Source organism: Chitinophagales bacterium, assembly GCA_020636495.1.
GTDB lineage: Bacteria > Bacteroidota > Bacteroidia > Chitinophagales > Chitinophagaceae > UBA5543.
Window position 1 is genome coordinate 88,346 of record JACJXQ010000009.1, and the last position, 15,466, is coordinate 103,811.

The 15,466-nt window shown below is 42.9% G+C and carries 15 protein-coding genes and 1 tRNA gene; 8 read left to right on the forward strand and 8 right to left on the reverse strand.

The window, feature by feature from the left end; translation table 11 throughout:
* Window positions 1–45 precede the first annotated feature (45 nt).
* On the forward strand, window positions 46–1,476 hold the full coding sequence (locus H6550_15235) for a dicarboxylate/amino acid:cation symporter (GenBank protein ID MCB9047486.1): 1,431 nt from the start codon (window positions 46–48) through the stop codon (window positions 1,474–1,476).
* Here H6550_15235 and H6550_15240 read toward each other — a convergent pair whose 3' ends face one another.
* Window positions 1,477–2,514, reverse strand: a complete 1,038-nt coding sequence (locus H6550_15240) for a WYL domain-containing protein (protein MCB9047487.1) — start codon at window positions 2,512–2,514, stop codon at window positions 1,477–1,479. It abuts the gene before it with no gap.
* Between the two features lie 100 nt (window positions 2,515–2,614).
* Between H6550_15240 and H6550_15245 the strand changes: the two genes are divergently transcribed.
* Window positions 2,615–4,024: an RtcB family protein gene (locus tag H6550_15245; GenBank protein ID MCB9047488.1), complete on the forward strand. Its 1,410-nt coding sequence runs from the start codon at window positions 2,615–2,617 to the stop codon at window positions 4,022–4,024.
* Window positions 4,025–4,646: 622 nt separating this feature from the next.
* On the forward strand, window positions 4,647–5,762 hold the full coding sequence (locus tag H6550_15250) for a slipin family protein (GenBank protein MCB9047489.1): 1,116 nt from the start codon (window positions 4,647–4,649) through the stop codon (window positions 5,760–5,762).
* A 103-nt stretch (window positions 5,763–5,865) separates the two neighbouring features.
* On the opposite strand, the gene H6550_15255 is transcribed toward H6550_15250, so the two are convergent.
* Window positions 5,866–5,939, reverse strand: a tRNA-Ala gene (locus tag H6550_15255).
* A 68-nt stretch (window positions 5,940–6,007) separates the two neighbouring features.
* Between H6550_15255 and H6550_15260 the strand changes: the two genes are divergently transcribed.
* Complete coding sequence (locus H6550_15260) at window positions 6,008–6,178, forward strand: hypothetical protein (protein MCB9047490.1); 171 nt, start codon at window positions 6,008–6,010, stop codon at window positions 6,176–6,178.
* On the opposite strand, the gene lpxB is transcribed toward H6550_15260, so the two are convergent.
* Together lpxB and H6550_15270 are read right to left on the reverse strand one after the other, a co-directional pair.
* Window positions 6,164–7,267 (reverse strand): lipid-A-disaccharide synthase, encoded by a 1,104-nt coding sequence (gene lpxB / locus H6550_15265; GenBank protein ID MCB9047491.1) that lies wholly within the window; start codon window positions 7,265–7,267, stop codon window positions 6,164–6,166. The two genes, H6550_15260 and lpxB, sit on opposite strands and share 15 nt — an antisense overlap.
* Window positions 7,268–7,558 (reverse strand): hypothetical protein, encoded by a 291-nt coding sequence (locus H6550_15270; protein ID MCB9047492.1) that lies wholly within the window; start codon window positions 7,556–7,558, stop codon window positions 7,268–7,270.
* Window positions 7,559–7,666: 108 nt separating this feature from the next.
* On the opposite strand from H6550_15270, the gene H6550_15275 reads away from it, so the two are divergent.
* Together H6550_15275 and H6550_15280 are read left to right on the forward strand one after the other, a co-directional pair.
* Entirely contained in the window at window positions 7,667–8,428 is a 762-nt protein-coding gene (locus tag H6550_15275) for a phosphosulfolactate synthase (GenBank protein ID MCB9047493.1), read from the forward strand.
* A gap of 56 nt (window positions 8,429–8,484) precedes the next feature.
* On the forward strand, window positions 8,485–9,222 hold the full coding sequence (locus H6550_15280) for a shikimate dehydrogenase (GenBank protein ID MCB9047494.1): 738 nt from the start codon (window positions 8,485–8,487) through the stop codon (window positions 9,220–9,222).
* On the opposite strand, the gene H6550_15285 is transcribed toward H6550_15280, so the two are convergent.
* A complete protein-coding gene (locus H6550_15285) occupies window positions 9,217–10,011 on the reverse strand; it encodes a class I SAM-dependent methyltransferase (protein ID MCB9047495.1) in 795 nt (264 codons plus the stop codon). The two genes, H6550_15280 and H6550_15285, sit on opposite strands and share 6 nt — an antisense overlap.
* A gap of 29 nt (window positions 10,012–10,040) precedes the next feature.
* Window positions 10,041–11,120, reverse strand: a complete 1,080-nt coding sequence (locus H6550_15290) for a bifunctional 3-deoxy-7-phosphoheptulonate synthase/chorismate mutase type II (protein ID MCB9047496.1) — start codon at window positions 11,118–11,120, stop codon at window positions 10,041–10,043.
* Between the two features lie 86 nt (window positions 11,121–11,206).
* Here H6550_15290 and truB point away from each other — a divergent pair, with 86 nt between their 5' ends.
* Both truB and H6550_15300 read left to right on the forward strand, forming a co-directional pair.
* Window positions 11,207–11,893, forward strand: a complete 687-nt coding sequence (truB, locus tag H6550_15295; GenBank protein MCB9047497.1) for a tRNA pseudouridine(55) synthase TruB — start codon at window positions 11,207–11,209, stop codon at window positions 11,891–11,893.
* A gap of 258 nt (window positions 11,894–12,151) precedes the next feature.
* Window positions 12,152–12,607: a nuclear transport factor 2 family protein gene (locus H6550_15300; protein MCB9047498.1), complete on the forward strand. Its 456-nt coding sequence runs from the start codon at window positions 12,152–12,154 to the stop codon at window positions 12,605–12,607.
* A 49-nt stretch (window positions 12,608–12,656) separates the two neighbouring features.
* On the opposite strand, the gene H6550_15305 is transcribed toward H6550_15300, so the two are convergent.
* The gene (locus H6550_15305) at window positions 12,657–13,583 is read right to left on the reverse strand and encodes a hypothetical protein (GenBank protein ID MCB9047499.1); all 927 of its coding nucleotides are present in this window, start codon (window positions 13,581–13,583) and stop codon (window positions 12,657–12,659) included.
* Between the two features lie 158 nt (window positions 13,584–13,741).
* Window positions 13,742–15,448, reverse strand: coding sequence for a transcription termination factor Rho (rho, locus tag H6550_15310; GenBank protein ID MCB9047500.1), 1,707 nt, complete (start codon window positions 15,446–15,448; stop codon window positions 13,742–13,744).
* Window positions 15,449–15,466: the final 18 nt, after the last annotated feature.

The following is a 15,466-nucleotide window of genomic DNA, read 5'->3' on the forward strand; positions in this document are numbered from 1 at the left end:
TTCGTAAGGGTTATTAATTACTTTAGTGGCTACAAATCCACACGGATGAACGATCTGAAAAAAAGAAGAATACCACTACATTTTCAAATAATTATAGGCCTTGCTTTAGGTGTAGCATGGGCATTTTTGTCAGGCTACCTGGGGTTAAAGAGCTTCACGCTAAACTGGATAGCTCCTTTCGGTGATATCTTCATCAACCTGTTGAAGTTGATTGCAGTGCCACTGGTGTTGTTCTCTATCATAGATGGTATAGCCGGATTATCTGATACAAAAAAACTGGGCAGACTGGGCATAAAAACACTTGCAATGTACCTCATAACGACTGTTACTGCTGTAAGCCTAGGACTCGTTCTGGTCAATATGATAAAGCCGGGAAACAGAATAAGTGATGAATTGCAGACCGTCAACCGTTTGTCTTACGAAATGTGGGCCGGCGATAATAACGTAAAAATAAAAGATGGTAAACATTACCTGGACAACGCAGAATACACTTCATATATCAACGAAGCAAAAAGCAAATTATCGCAAGAAGAAAGCAATGCTACTATAGAAGAAAAAATGCAGACCGCCCGTTCGCAGAAAGACAAGGGGCCTTTACAATTTCTTGTTGAGATGGTACCCAGCAATATCTTCCTGTCGTTCAACAACAGCCTCATGCTACAGGTGATATTCTTCGCTATATTTTTTGGTATTACACTCATATCGCTACCCCGCAGTAAGGTGGCAGGCATGATCAACTTTGTTGAAGCAGGCAGCATGATATTCATTAAGATGGTGGATATTGTTATGCGTGGTGCGCCTTATTTCGTATTCGCACTCATGGCCGGCAAGCTCACACAAATGGCCAATGACAATACAGACCGTATCATCAACCTGCTGGGAGCAATAACAACCTATATGGTAGTAGTAATTGCGGGCCTGTGTATCATGGCATTTATCCTCTACCCTTTACTCATAACACGAATTGTAAAAAAGCTGAACTACCGTGGCTTTTTCAAAGCAATGGCGCCTGCACAGTTCCTTGCATTTTCTTCTAGCAGCTCTGCAGCAACACTGCCAGTAACTATGGATTGCGTGCAAAAGAACCTTGGCGTGAAAGAAGAAGTAAGCAGCTTTGTATTGCCCATTGGAGCTACTGTAAACATGGATGGCACCAGCCTGTACCAGGCAGTGGCGGTAGTATTCCTTGCACAACTGCATGGCGTTGACCTGAACCTCACACAACAACTTACCATCGTGATGACTGCTACACTGGCATCTATAGGCACAGCCGCCGTACCCAGTGCAGGGCTTATCATGCTTATCATAGTATTGCAATCTGTAGGATTGAACCCGGCATGGATAGCACTTATATTTCCCGTAGACAGGATACTGGACATGTGCCGCACAGTAGTCAATGTAACTGGCGATGCAACTGTTGCTACTATAGTAGCCAGCACTGAGGGAATGATGGAATATCCACCAAAAGAGGAGTAACTATTCCCGTTCATGTTCTTCCCAACCCTTATCATAACGTTCAAGGGAGGTTTGGTATTTTTTATAAATGATCTTCCTTAGCCTTTTGGGGGCTACCACACGTATGCCATCACCAAAACCCATGATCTCTTTCTCTAGCTCAAAGTTCAGCTGTACCTTAATTTGTACCAATATGCTGTTCTTCCACCTTTTAAGTACCTGTTGAGAATGATGCAATGGTTTTGTTTCAATATATGGCGCGTGTTGGTTGGTTACTTCCAGCAACACAGTGCTGGGCCGCTGGTTACGGGAAACTGTAACACCGATGACATCCTTATAAAAATCAGCCGCGGCGACCCGATTATTAGGCAGATATTTTACCTTGTCAGCTATCTTAACACTTACGATCCTGTCCAATGCCAGGTTCACAATGTCCCCGTCCTCCTTTCTGATACCTACTGCAAACCACCGGTTCTTAAACTCCTTGAGCCACCATACGTGAAAAAAGAATGTATTCGCCTCCCTTGCTTTAAATGAGCGATATTCCATTTCTACTGCCTTTCGTTCAATGACAGCATTATATATCAGGTCAAGATATTCCAATCCTTTCAGTTGTTCATTTTTTTCAAACTCAATAACTGAACGGGTATGATGCGCAGCCGTGTACACATGGTCTTCCAGTTTTTGCACTACTTCATTCAGCGATGAGAAATGCGAAAATCCTTTGAACTGTTTTAACACTTCGACAGCTTCATTCATACGCTCCAGGTCTTGCGGGCTGAGCGGTATATTGGTAATACTGTATTCAGGATCTTCATAGGTATAATACTTCTTTTCAGCTATTACAATAGGTGCATTATAACCCAGCTTATCGCTACGCATCATTTGTATATCGGCTTGTACGGTACGTCTGCTGATACCTTTATCTATGCCTTCGTATTCATATAATGCTTCAGAAACTTTGTCTATAAGCATATCAAGCGTCCATTTACGCCTTCGGTTGCGCAGGCAAGCATCAATAGTTTTATAACGTATTAGGGCGTTCCTGTTTACAGGCATGAGATTTTTTTTGAAAATAATGAAAATAATTCTTACTACGCAGAAAGATTGCGCACATGGGTAGCATCTTTGTATCATCAAGTTTAAAAACAAGACCAAAATGAAACCATTAACACTGAAGGGAAAAGAATTACTGGCAATGGGGTATCCTGAATCGGAAGCTATAGCTTTTGCTATCACCTTTGCTGCTGAAAGATATAATGAGGAAGAAAAGGAAGTTGCGTTAACGCAACTGGCCAAAGTGTTGAGCAATCCCGAATCTTTTATTGAAGATGAGGCACTGGGAGCATTAGCAGGTAAACTGATAGTGAAAGACGACAACATTGTGCTGCAGGAACAGTTGGAATACGCTGTATATGGTGCAGAACATATTGAAGATGGAGCGCACAGGCAAATGGAACTGGCCACAAGGCTACCCATCAGCATAGCGGGTGCTTTAATGCCTGATGCGCACCAGGGTTACGGATTGCCGATAGGTGGCGTGCTGGCTACAAACAATGCCATCATACCATATGGCGTAGGTGTGGATATAGGCTGCAGAATGTGCCTGAGTATATATGATATACCGGAGCAACATTTCAAAGACAATATCATGCAATATAAAAGGGACCTGATAGCTCATACAAAATTTGGTGCCGGAGCAGGTTTCCATGGACAATATAAAAGTGAGCATGCTGTGTTGGATGATGCTGCATTCAATATGAATACCCTGGTGAAGAGTCTGAAAGACAAGGCATACTCTCAACTAGGTACATCAGGTGGTGGCAATCACTTTGCAGAGTATGGCATCATAGAGATATTGTCAGAAGATAATGGCTATAATCTGCCAATGGGAAAGTATTTGGCGCTACTGACACATTCCGGTTCCAGGGGTTTGGGGGCAACAATCGCTAACCACTATACCAAACTGGCAAAAAGCCTGAGCAAACTACCTAAAGAGGTACAGAATCTGGCCTATTTTGATCTTGACAGCCATGAAGGACAGGAGTACTGGAAGGCTATGAACCTGGCCGGGAAATATGCCAGTGCTTGTCACGAAGTGATACACGACAAACTAGCATTGGCAACCGGTGGACAGGTACTGGCAAGGGTGGAGAATCACCACAACTTTGCCTGGAAAGAGCAGTGGAATGGGCAGGATGTGATCGTACATAGAAAAGGTGCTACTCCTGCGGGTAAGGGTGTCATGGGTATCATACCGGGATCGATGACGGAACCTGGATACCTGGTGAGGGGACGTGGACAAGCCTCTTCTATCAACTCAGCATCACATGGCGCAGGGCGGCAGATGAGCCGTACACAAGCTAACAAAACATTCAACAGGCAATCGTTGAAAACATTGCTGAGAGAAAAGGATGTGATGCTGATAGGAGGTGGACTGGATGAGGCACCTGGTGCCTATAAAGACATCAATACCGTAATGGCCGCTCAAACCGACCTTGTAGATGTACTGGCAAGGTTCCTGCCTAAAATGGTAAGGATGGCAGACGATGGAAGCCGGGAAGACTAAGCGGCTGTTTAAAACGAAAATGTTCTTTGAATATAAAAGACTCCTTTGACAAAAGGAAAAGAAGGTGTTGCTCTTGTGTTTGCGTCAGACCCGATAATGGTTTCTGTATAGCCACATAGTATTGCATGCCACTGGTATGGCAATATGCTGCTGGGTTAATACATCAACATCCACGATCCAACGTGTTGGAGGTTCGAATCCTCCCTCCGGCTTGCCGGAGTAGCTCAATCAGGTAGAGTAGTTGACCAACGCAGGTTCGAATCCTGCTTCCCCTTGAGGGAATAGCTTAGTGGACGAAAGCAACGGATTCAGGTTCCGGTGATTATGAAGTGGCAGCTTCTGAAATATGCGATAAAGAAAGCCCTGTAGCGGCAGGTTTTAAAACGGTTCTCAGAACATTGATAAAACAACTGCTATATGCCAGGAATAAGCAAATACCGTTTGTGTGCATTGCCATGCTTTGCGTACAGGGATCATTTACAGAATATCGATAGATGACAGGTGTACAATAACCATTGCGATAGCAGATATACTCAAGCTTATTTCCGTGTACAGTGGTTGCCGCTACAGTTGCTTTCTTTTTGAAACAGATTAAAAACATGAACACTTAAACCGAATAATTATGCAACGCGTAAGAGTAAAAGCCTACTGGATAGGCATGAAATACAAAAACGGGCGGTATATAAAAATGCTGAACGAGGGTACTTACTGGCAGTATGCAAATGAACAGGTGGTAACCTACGACCAGGCGAAAATATACGTAGCTCCTGACAACATTAATGTATTGCTGCAGGATACGGACTTTGCGGCCGCAGCAACGATCGCAGAGGTTGCGGATAACGAACGTGTCATCCTGTATGCCAACGGACTGTACAAACAGATACTGCAACCCGGCAAATACATATTATGGAACGCATTTGTGAACTATACAATGGTACGTATAGACCTGAACAAGGTATATCTGCCTGAAGGTGTAGACAAGGCAGTACTGATGAAGTCTGAGATATCCCGTATCGTTACTGTACATACAATAGAGCCTTATGAAAAAGGGATATTGTACATCAATGGTCAGTTTGATAAAGTGATGGAATCAGGCGTGTACTACTTCATAAAAAATGAAACTCCTGTATTAATACAGAAGGTAGATATGCGCCTGCAACAGACCGATGTGAACGGACAGGAAATACTGACCAAAGACAAAGCAGTATTGCGCGTAAACTTCTACGCACAATACCGTGTGACAGATATAATGAAGGCATTGGTAGACAACCGTGACATGAATGGACAACTGTATACCATACTGCAATTGGCCATACGGGAATACATAGGCGGATATACGCTGGATGAATTGCTGGAAAAAAAGAACGAGATAGCTGGTTTAGTGCTGGAAACTATCCGTAACAAAGCAACACGCATGGGTGTAGACATAACAGACTGTGGAATAAAGGACATCATATTACCCGGCGATATGAAAGACATCATGAACCAGGTATTGATAGCTGAAAAAAGGGCGCAGGCAAATGTTATCACCCGCAGAGAGGAGACTGCCGGTACCAGGAGCATGCTGAACACCGCAAAGCTGATGGAAGAGAACGAGATGTTGTTCCGTTTGAAAGAAATGGAATACGTTGAAAAGATAGCAGAGAAGATCAATGGCATCTCCGTTTCCGGTACAGGTGACCTGATAGGACAATTAAGCAAAATATTTGTACCCACGAAATCAGGTACAAATAAATAGGAGCGGCCCCGCCCTGCAGCCGCAGGGCGGGTTATTAATTTTTGCACATTAAAACAGAAGGTATTTTATAAAAAAAGTCGCCCCTAAGGACGACTTATGAATGTGGAGAGTACCGGAGTCGAACCGGTGACCTCTTGCATGCCATGCAAGCGCTCTAGCCAGCTGAGCTAACCCCCCGTTCGGGACGGCAAATATACTCAGCATTCCGGTTTTTATCCAAATTTGACTAACTTTAATTATACGCAATGGTAAATATTATGTGGAAACAGATACTAACATACCTCTACATACGTAAACGCGACCCCAACGAACCTAAGAGTATTGACCTTAAGTTCATGCATGGCATGAACCGCATATCCATACTCATGTTCCTTATAGCCATCATTGTTATGATAGTAAGATTAATTACCAAGTAAGGTCAGAATTTCATCAGCAGCTAGTTCCGACGTACTGTAAGTACCCAGTTTATCCCACAGTTCGGCGTAATCAGCCTTCAGTTCTTCAATGTAGCTTTCGTTTTCCAGTATTTTAGTCAGCTCAACATACAACATTGCCGGGTTGAAATCTTCCTGTATCAGTTCCTTTATTACTTCCTTATCCATGATCAGGTTCACAAGTGATATATATTTCACGTCAACAAGCTTTGTAGCCAGCCAGAACGAAACAGGGTTTCCTTTATAACACACCACTTCAGGCACACCAAACAATGCAGTTTCCAATGTAGCTGTACCACTGGTCACCAAAGCTGCACGTGCCTGTTTCAACAGGTTATAGGTCTGATTATTAGCTATCAGTACATTTTTGTCACCTATAAGTCCATGATATAAACTATCCGGTTGTGCCGGTGCCTGTGCTACTACAAATTGGTAGTCCGGGAATTTCTCTACCATTTCCAGCATTACAGGTAGCTTCACAAGTATTTCTTGCTTCCGGCTACCTGGCAACAGGGCTATCACAGGTTTATCACCCAGCTTTTGCACAGGCACATTATCCTTCTCATTCTGAATGGCCTCTGTAAGCGGGTGTCCTACATAGGTCACATCATAATCCCATTTGTCTTTATAATAATCTACCTCAAATGGTAATATGACTAACATTTTGTCTACATCGCGCTTTATTTTCTTTACACGATTAGCTTTCCATGCCCACACTTGCGGAGAAATATAATATACAACCTTCAACCCCTGTTTTTTTGCCCATTCGGCTATACGCAGGTTAAATCCAGGATAGTCTATCAGCACCAGCACATCAGGCTTGTAAGCTATGATGTCCCTTTTACAAAAGTTTATGTTATTAAGAATTGTACCCAGATTGGCCAATACCTCTACAAAGCCCATAAAAGCAAGGTCCCTGTAATGTTTTACCAGCACACTGCCGGCAGCCTGCATTTTATCACCACCCCAGCATCTTACGTCTGCGGCAGCATCTTTTTTATGTAAAGCTGTTATGAGGTTACCGCCATGCAGGTCTCCACTCGCCTCACCCGCTATGACGTAATAGCGCATTTACCAGACAAACTTAAGTAAGACAATAAGCACAGCATACAATACCGTTGCAATAAGGATGCCCCTGGCCGTGAGGTCAAGCCGCCTGTTGGTATAATAGATGAACGGTATGATGTTGGCCAGGATACTGAAACTAAGCACCAATGCTGCCATATCAAAATTATGCGTCATGGTCTGGACAAAGGCATTAAAAGACTGCCCGCCAAACTTCACCAGGTACATGATCATCATCCCAAGCATAGGTACGATCAAACCAATTATCAAGCCTAATATCGATATATTACGTTTCATAGCCGTTAAATATACCGCTAATATACAAGTCAAAAAATCATTTTGCTAACGTTGGTCTGTCAATGTTGAAAGAATTACCTTTGCATCCAGATTGATAAAACCGTTTACATGAACTTCTTTTTAAAAAATATACCTGAACGTACCCAACAGCCACGCACTTACGGGCTGACAATGGCTATGGATAAGGGAATGGGACTGGATGATGTACGAAATTTCATGTCTGTTGCTTCTCCGTTCGTTGATATAGTAAAGTTCGGCTTTGGTACTGCATTTGTAACCAATAACCTGCGCGAGAAAATAAACATATACAAAGAAAACAACATGCCGGTATACTTCGGAGGCACGTTGTTTGAAGCATTTGCTATTCGTGACCAGTTTGACGACTACCTGGCAGTGATCAAAGATTATGGGTTACAGTATGTTGAAGTATCTGACGGGTCTATTACTATTCCACATGAACAAAAATGTGAATATATATCAGAACTGGCTAAACACGTAACAGTTCTTTCTGAAGTGGGGTCAAAAGACGCTGCTCATATTATTCCGCCTTATAAGTGGATCGAGTTGATGAAAGCAGAGCTGGGTGCAGGTGCCTCATATGTTATTGCAGAGGCAAGAGAGTCTGGTAATGTAGGCATATACCGTGGATCAGGCGAGGTTCGTGAAGGGCTGGTACAGGAAATTCTGACACAGATCCCGGCGGAAAAAATAATATGGGAAGCTCCGCTGAAAGCACAACAGGTGTACTTTATGGAATTGCTTGGTGCTAATGTGAACCTTGGTAACATTCCACCATCAGAAGTACTGCCACTCGAGGCCATGCGTAATGGATTGAGGGGAGATACTTTCCATATGTTCCTGGATAAATAATTTTTCTAAAAAAGGGTATGCGATGCATACCCTTTTTATTTCCTCATATTTGCAGAATGAGCAGCAAAGCCTTATACGGTCTGATTGGCTATCCGTTAGAGCATAGTTTTTCTCCTGCTTATTTCAGTGATAAGTTCAGGCTTGAAAACCTCAATGCGGAATATAGGACGTTCCCTATTTCTGCAATTGAGGATTTACCTATTTTGCTACAGCAATACCCTCGCCTGAAAGGACTAAACGTAACTATACCCTATAAAGAAACTGTATTATCTTTTTTGGATGCATTAGACCCTGATGCAGCAGTTATCGGAGCTGTCAACTGTATCAGCTTTGCTGGGGGTAAAAAAACAGGCTACAACACAGATGTTATTGGCTTCCGGAACAGCCTGTCCCCGTTGCTGCAACCCTATATGACGCACGCTCTGGTATTAGGCTCCGGGGGAGCTTCAAAAGCGGTTAAATTCGTATTACAACAACTGGGTATAGACTACAATGTAGTGTCCAGAACCAAGAATACAGGATATATTACATATAAAGATGTGGATGCCCGCATGATAACCGAAAATACACTTATCGTCAACACAACTCCATTGGGTATGTATCCCACTATCAATGATCGTCCGGGTATACCTTATGAAGCCCTTACCAACCGTCACTTATTATTCGATTTGATATATAACCCAGAAGCTACCCTATTCCTGCAATCAGGTGCAAAACATGGCGCTATGATAAAAAACGGCAAAGAGATGTTGCAGCTTCAGGCGGAGGCATCATGGACCATATGGAACTTATGATATGCCTACGGTATAATACACACAGGTTGTAAGGAAATTACGCAGGTAAGGCATGGCAGAGATCAACCGGGATTGCTTAATAGGTTTCCATCCGAATTTATATTTATAGATCGGGTTCAACAAGTAATGTTGTTTGTTCATGGTCTGTAACCCACTCTTCTTCAATATACGTTCAAAACGTTCGATACTTATCTGCGTATCATGTATTTCCATCAATTCAGTGATAACACCTTTGTCTTCTCCAAAGGCCTTCAATACACGCTTATATAATTTCTTGGGCAAGATATGATAATATGGCATCATGGCTATCTTCCTGGTTGCTATCTGCTGGTGTCCGCCAAACGGCATATACCACGGCGGAAATCCGAAAAATATCTGTCCATCCCTTTTTATGAGGTTCTTGAGATACGGAATGAACAACTCCTGGTCAGGAATATGTTCTATAGCGTCCTTTAGTATGATCACATCAAAATGATTCTTGAACCTGTGCAGGAAATCGTCATCATAAACATTCTGGCACAAAAACTCAGCTTTACCTGTCTTTACATACCCTGACAGGAATTGTTTGGCCAGGTCTGTTCTGAGGCAATTCAGGTCTACTCCTACACAATTGCAGCCCATTTCAGCAAATGGGACTAATACCCCACCTTCCCCACAGCCTATTTCCAGCACATTTACGCCCTTACCCAATGGTTTGGTTTGTGCGATAAAGGGCAATACATAAGAGCGGGAATTATCTACTTGCTGCTCGTAGCGTATGCCTTCGTCTTTGTGTTGTTTTAGTGCCAATGTATCTTTTATGTTTAGGGAGAGTAAAGTTAACTTTTTACCTGTTTTATCAAACCTTGCAATATCTCTAATTGTTTACTGATGCTATGGTGGTGAATTTTTTCATATAATTCAACAATAAACTCCTTGGACAGCCCTAGTTGCTCAGCGCGCGTACCGCGGGTATTTACTATGTCGCTCCAGCGTTCCGGCTGGTAGGCCGTCATGTTATATTCTTTTTTCAGGTGGCCGATTTTCTCACTCAGTTCCATTCTACGGGCTATCAGGTCTATTATCTCAGCATCTACCCCATCCATTACCTGGCGCAGATATTCCATCTCTACACCTTCAGCCTGACCTGCATCGGTATTATCACGCACTACGAGTTTATCGAGTATATCTGCCAGTGTAGCCGGGGTAACCTGTTGTGCGGCATCGCTCAGTGCATTATCCGGGTCGGTATGGGTTTCAATCATCAAACCCTCAAATCCCATATTCATCGCCTTTTGTGCAATATCAGCTACCAGCTTACGATTTCCTGTTATATGGCTGGGGTCGCAGATGATAGGCATATCAGGCATCCTGCGTTTAAGCTCAATAGGTATGGGCCAGTTGGGCTGATTACGGTAAACTGACGCAGCATTATAGGAAGAAAAACCACGATGTATAGCTGCAATATCAGTAATACCAGCCGCAGCCACCCGTTCGATAGCACCCTGCCACAGGTCAACATCCGGATTAACAGGGTTTTTGACCATGACAGGTATGTCCACCCCCTTAAGAACATCTGCAATACGTTGTACCTGGAAAGGGTTCACGGTTGTTCGGGCACCTATCCACAGCACATCAATACCATATTTCAATGCCAGCTCCACATGCTGGGGACTAGCCACTTCTATGGTCACAGGTAAACTATATTGCACTTTTACATCCCTAAGCCATTGTAGGGCTTCTTCTCCCATTCCTTCGAAAGAACCGGGTCGTGTGCGGGGTTTCCACACACCAGCCCGAAAAAGGTGTACTGGCAACTGTTGCAAAGCCGAAGCAATACCCGAAACCTGCTCATATGATTCTGCGCTGCAGGGGCCTGCAATTAAAAATGGTTTGCCTTTTTGTTGAAAAAATGACATAATGCAAAGATAAACGTGATTTGCTGAACCGACGACAACTAATTATTTATAGTACTATTCCGTGTATTGAAGGTATCTTTGCAGACATGAAGCAACTACCCCTGCTTGCCGACCTGAAAGAAGGCGGTGTGATACTGGTAGATAAACCATACGAATGGACATCTTTTGACGTTGTGAACAGACTGCGTAAACAACTGAAAGTAAAAATAGGACATGCCGGTACGCTGGACCCGTTAGCTACGGGTCTTTTGATATGCTGCACAGGCAAATTCACCAAAAAGATCACCGAATACCAAAAACAACCAAAAGAATACACTGGCATCTTTCACCTGGGTGCTGTAACACCAACTTACGACCTTGAGAGTGAACCGGAGCGATTTGCATCATACGAAGGGTTGTCTGACGATGATATCAGGAATGCTACTACACAATTTACCGGAAATATAGAACAATTACCTCCCATACACTCTGCCATAAAAAAGGATGGCAAAAGAGCCTATGAATATGCACGTGCAGGCAAAGAGATAAAACTGGATGCTCGCCCGGTACAGATAACTGAATTTGAGATAACCGCTATCAAACTGCCTGAAGTACATTTCAGGGTAGCATGCAGCACAGGTACGTACATACGCTCACTGGCGCATGATTTTGGGCAGGTATTGGGTTGCGGTGCTTACCTGCAGGCATTGAGACGTACAAAAATTGGTGATTTCAGTGCAGACAATGCACATAGTCCTGCTGAACTGGTGGCATACTGGCAGACTGTTGAATAAGCCAACATTCCTGCAAATAACAATTCCGCTTAGAAATTAAGAATCACATATACGTTGATTCACAATATCTGTTCGTCAAACCAAAATGGTCCTTCGTCGAACGAAATATGCTATTCGTTCAATGCTTACTCTAACTAAGTGCTTTATAAGTTACTTTACATCATAACCTATAAACGACCTGTAAACCCACTTTTAAACCCTGTCGCAACAATTAGCTGGTCTTCAGATCAGCCCCTGTAAACTGAGGTAACTGTGTATATGGTTACCTTTTTTTATTTTAGGGCTATGAGAAATATAATCATACTTTTCACGATAATCATTCTATTCCAGGCATGTAGTAATAACATCGGAAATGATGTAGCAGAGATCACTAAAGTGATGAACGAACAGGTAGCAGCCTGGAATAACGGCGATATAACAACTTATATGCAGGGATACTGGAACAATGACAGTCTGCAATTTATAGGTAGTAAAGGGCCTAAATACGGCTACCAAACAACCCTGGAAAATTACCAAAGATCATACCCTGATAAAGCTGCTATGGGAGAACTCCATTTCTCATCATTGCAATACAAACGATTATCAAATGAATATTACTATGTAACAGGCGCATGGAGCCTGACCAGGGAAAAAGACAACCCCCATGGCTACTTCACGTTGCTATTCAGGAAGGTTAATGACAAGTGGGTGATCATTGCAGACCACAGCTCATAAAAAGGCGGTGGTACAAATAATGTACCACCGCCATATTCATTCATACAGTTTAGTTCAATACCGTAGCATCTTCAAAAACGAATTTTGCAAACAGTTCCTTTATTGCTTTGGACAGTTGTTTGTCGTTTAGCTTCTTGTCTTTCCAGTCAGCCTCTACGGCATACAGGTGCTGAAATAGCATTTCGTCATCTACCTTATCTTTCACCACCAATACAGCTTGTTTATCAATATAATGGTCCCACTCTTTTCTTACCACAACCCAAAACTCTTTACTTTCTTCCCAGTTTTTTAATGCAGCAGCGCATTTACTTTCTTCAATTTTATGGTAAGTATTCATACCCTTTTCCTGTACCAGCAATTTGTCGCCATTATCAGTTCTGATGATCTTATCATTATCCTGTTCATGCAGCCAACCATCTGTTCCCGGTACGATGCGATTGGTACGTTTCATCAGGTTATAATCATCACGCGTTGTGTACTCTCGGCGGGGCAATGGCGCATATACAGTACTCTCCCAATAAGTTTTCCCGTCATTGTTTATCCATGAGCTATAGCCCTGGTAACGTGGCATATCGTCTACCTGCCATACGGTTTGTGTCCATTTACCCACAACCTTTTCAGTTGGTTGTTTTTCTTTGATCCAGGTATTATTACCATTATACGTAAGCAGCATCGGATTTTCGTAGGTCCAGTCTTCGCGCCAGTGTTTGATAATATAATGTTCATTCACCAAAAGCATATGTTGCAACACAACTTTCTTTTCCGAAACTTCTATAGGAGTTATCAATTCCCGTGCATGCGAGGTTTCTCTTTTATGGAATTCATAATTACTATCCGGCGAAAATGTTTCGGCATACGTAAATGTTACATCGTAACATCCGCATAATTTCTTTATTGTTTCAGCACCTTTTTCCTGTGCATTTACGGTTGTTGCTGCCAGCATTATCAACCCGTTTATGATGTATTTCCCTTTCATGTGTATTACAATTTGATGACAAAGCAACAGTAAATAACAGTCAATGATTTTCAGATTCGGAAAATCAGTTTTCATTATCAGAAAAGAAACAAGCACAATAAATAAAGGCTGCCTCCGTTCAGAAGCAGCCTTTACTGACTATAACATGTCTTATATAATTACCGTCCCATCTGCATCAGGAACTCCTCGTTATTCTTCGTTCCTTTTATCTGTCCCATCAAGAAGTTCATTGCCTCATCTGTATGCATATCGGCAATATGATTGCGGATGATCCACATTTTGTTCATCACTTCTTTACCCAACAGCAGATCGTCGCGGCGTGTAGATGAAGACGTGATATTGATAGCAGGGTAAATACGCTTGTTGGCCAGTTTACGGTCAAGCTGCAGTTCCATATTACCAGTACCTTTGAACTCTTCAAATATCACCTCATCCATTTTACTACCAGTATCTATCAGCGCGGTAGCCAGTATGGTCAGCGAACCTCCATTCTCTATTTTACGTGCAGCACCAAAGAACTGCTTAGGCTTCTGCATTGCGTTTGCTTCTACACCACCACTTAATACCTTACCGGATGCCGGCGCTACGGTATTGTGCGCACGTGCCAGGCGTGTGATCGAGTCAAGCAATATCACCACGTCGTGACCCACCTCTACCAGGCGTTTGGCTTTTTGCAGTGCTATAGTAGACACTTTTACGTGTTTATCAGCAGGCTCATCGAAAGTAGAGGCAATAACCTCTGCATTTACACTTCGCATCATATCCGTTACCTCTTCAGGACGCTCATCTACCAGTACGATCATCAGGTAACACTCAGGATGGTTAGCTGCAATTGCATTCGCTACTTCCTTCAACAGCATGGTCTTACCTGTCTTCGGCTGCGCTACTATCAGTCCGCGTTGACCTTTACCTATCGGTGTAAACAAGTCCATGATACGTGTACCAAGATTACCGGCTGTTGTATACAGGTTCAGTTTCTCGTAAGGGAATAAAGGCGTCAGGTAATCAAAAGGAACGCGGTCACGGATCTCGTCAGGAAGTTTGCCATTGATGGTCTCTACCTTCAGCAGTGCGAAATATTTTTCTCCTTCTTTCGGCGGACGAACAGTACCTTTTACGGTATCACCTGTTTTCAGACCGAACAGTTTTATCTGCGACGGAGATACATAAATATCATCCGGTGAACTTAAATAGTTATAATCGCTGCTACGCAGGAAACCATATCCGTCCTGCATCATTTCCAATACACCTTCGCTGGTTACGGCTGCATCAAACTCTACATTGAAATTATTATTACGTTGGGGCTTTCTCTCACTCGGGAATCTTACCTGGTGTTTTCTTCTGTCGCCCCTGTGATCATTGTTTTCATTATTGTCTGCCTGCTCGTCATCATCCGTGCTTTCCGGCTGAGCCTTTTGTTCTTCACCTTCTGCATCATCATCTGATGTAGGCATTATGATACCAGACTCATCGTCTTCCTCCTCATCTTCAATATCTGCAGGTTCTTTCTTTTCAACCGGCCTCTCTTTGCGAGCAGCATCTTTTTTAGGTTTGCGGTTACGTTCTTTTTTATCTGAATCTTCTTTTGCTGCCGGAGCATCTTCAACAGTCTCTTTTTTTGCAGCAACTTCTTTTTCTGCGGGAGCTTCTTTTTTCGGAGCCGCTTCCTTTTTAGTTCTGCGGGTACGCGTTTTTTTCTCATCTGCAGCAGTATCTCCACTTTCGTTCAGTGCCTGCTGATCCAGTATCTTATAAATTAGCTTTTGTTTGTCTAAAGATTTAGTGTCTTTGATCTTCAGCTCATTAGCAATGTCTACCAGCTCGGGAACGAGCATATCGTTAAGTTGTAAAATATCGTATGGCATACGAGCGAGTTATTTTTC

Excerpts from the sequence above, each read along its gene's own strand:
- truB (MCB9047497.1), top strand. The coding sequence starts at position 11,207 with ATGAAGCAACTACCCCTGCTTGCCGACCTGAAAGAAGGCGGTGTGATA.
- H6550_15275 (MCB9047493.1), top strand. The coding sequence starts at position 7,667 with ATGAACTTCTTTTTAAAAAATATACCTGAACGTACCCAACAGCCACGC.
- H6550_15280 (MCB9047494.1), top strand. The coding sequence starts at position 8,485 with ATGAGCAGCAAAGCCTTATACGGTCTGATTGGCTATCCGTTAGAGCAT.
- H6550_15245 (MCB9047488.1), top strand. The coding sequence starts at position 2,615 with ATGAAACCATTAACACTGAAGGGAAAAGAATTACTGGCAATGGGGTAT.
- H6550_15270 (MCB9047492.1), bottom strand. The coding sequence starts at position 7,558 with ATGAAACGTAATATATCGATATTAGGCTTGATAATTGGTTTGATCGTA.
- H6550_15290 (MCB9047496.1), bottom strand. The coding sequence starts at position 11,120 with ATGTCATTTTTTCAACAAAAAGGCAAACCATTTTTAATTGCAGGCCCC.
- H6550_15240 (MCB9047487.1), bottom strand. The coding sequence starts at position 2,514 with ATGCCTGTAAACAGGAACGCCCTAATACGTTATAAAACTATTGATGCT.
- rho (MCB9047500.1), bottom strand. The coding sequence starts at position 15,448 with ATGCCATACGATATTTTACAACTTAACGATATGCTCGTTCCCGAGCTG.
- H6550_15305 (MCB9047499.1), bottom strand. The coding sequence starts at position 13,583 with ATGAAAGGGAAATACATCATAAACGGGTTGATAATGCTGGCAGCAACA.
- H6550_15300 (MCB9047498.1), top strand. The coding sequence starts at position 12,152 with ATGGTTACCTTTTTTTATTTTAGGGCTATGAGAAATATAATCATACTT.
- H6550_15250 (MCB9047489.1), top strand. The coding sequence starts at position 4,647 with ATGCAACGCGTAAGAGTAAAAGCCTACTGGATAGGCATGAAATACAAA.
- H6550_15235 (MCB9047486.1), top strand. The coding sequence starts at position 46 with ATGAACGATCTGAAAAAAAGAAGAATACCACTACATTTTCAAATAATT.
- H6550_15260 (MCB9047490.1), top strand. The coding sequence starts at position 6,008 with ATGGTAAATATTATGTGGAAACAGATACTAACATACCTCTACATACGT.
- lpxB (MCB9047491.1), bottom strand. The coding sequence starts at position 7,267 with ATGCGCTATTACGTCATAGCGGGTGAGGCGAGTGGAGACCTGCATGGC.